General features: G+C 63.0%; 1 pseudogene. It reads right to left on the bottom strand.

The annotated features are described in order from the left end of the window. A pseudogene (locus tag EN893_RS38415) lies at positions 1 to 1,144 on the bottom strand (hypothetical protein); the annotation flags it as partial. Positions 1,145 to 1,358 lie beyond the last annotated feature (214 nt).

Raw genomic sequence — 1,358 nt, 5'->3', positions numbered from 1 at the left:
TGGTGAAGGCGAGAGTGCCCTTGGTCTGCGGGTCCATCACGTACGACGGTGCCTTGACGATGGCATCGTTGGCGCCGGTGTTGAATATCTTCGACGTGCCGGAGAAGGTGACCGTGCCGTTGGCCGAGCCGCCGATGGCGACACCCTCGCCACCGCTGTGATCGATGGTGCTCGAAATATCGTATATGCCTTCGGCATGGCCAAAGAAGTCGAAGGCCGTCGATGACGTGGTGGAAACGACGGAACCGCTCATGTTCAGACGGGTCGCATCGCCCGTGGCGCTTAACACCGCGCCCACACCGACCGTGATCGAACCTTTGTAGGTCAGCGTGGTGAAGGCCAGGTCATTGCCGCCGCCGAGGCTGATAGCCGAGAGGGTGGTGTTCGTGATGCTGGCGCTGCCGTTGATGCCGACGTTGACGGTCCCGCCCTGCGAGCTCTGTATGATGCCGAACTGGCCGCCATCGATGGTCAGGGTGGATCCGGCGACATTGGCGATGTTGACGGTACCAACCTCGGGACCGCCGATATTGAACCCGGCATATTGGACGTCGAGATCGATCGTCCCGGTGAAATTGACCTCTCCGGTGCCACTCAGGGCGTACAGCCAGGCGCCGGTGTATCCAGTATCCCTCAGGCCGCCGATGTTGACATCCCCGACGAGATTGGCGCCCAACAGCGTCACTCCGGCACCGCCGGGGTCGCCGGGAAGGGGGATCGTGGAGTCCGCCGAGATGCTGTCGAAGGTAATGCCGGCGCTGCCGACATTGGCACCATACACAGCAAGCCCGTCGCTGCCGGCATTGATCTTGTTGCCCGCGCCGGTGACGGTAATAATGGTGGAGGTTGCGCCAGCCGGGCCTAAATCGCCAATTGCGACGAAGCCCGCCCCGGCCATTGTCGATATATCAAGGCCGCCATGGGTGAAGTCGATCGTGCTGTTGGTATTGAGTGCCGGGGCGCCTGAGCCGTAATTGCCAATGATGCCCAAGCTCACGCCGTCCGTCGCGCCCGAATTGATCTGCTTGGTCGCGCCCGAGAACGTGATCGCGGCTGCGTCGTTACCGGCAACGACGATGTTGCCGCCGGCGGCCGCATTGGTATCGGTCAGATTACCCGACAGCGTCACCGAGCCACCGGTCATGCTCTGGATCGACGCCGCAGCGCCCGTTCCGTTGCTGGCAATCGTGCCGCCATAGGAAGTCGTCGCGTTGCCGCCGCTGGCTGCGGTCCCCGAGCCGACATTGAACGACGTGCCCGAACCGGTGTTGGTCAGCGTACCGGTGCCGAAGCTTGCGGTGCCGGCCAGGTTCTGCAGGTCGATGCCGCTGCCGGAAGCGAAAGTCGCACTTGTCGAG

This window comes from Mesorhizobium sp. M7A.F.Ca.CA.004.04.2.1 (assembly GCF_004022825.1).
Taxonomy (GTDB): Bacteria; Pseudomonadota; Alphaproteobacteria; order Rhizobiales; family Rhizobiaceae; genus Mesorhizobium.
The sequence above is the reverse complement of the archived record's forward strand: the minus strand, read 5'-3'. Positions and strand labels throughout refer to the sequence as shown.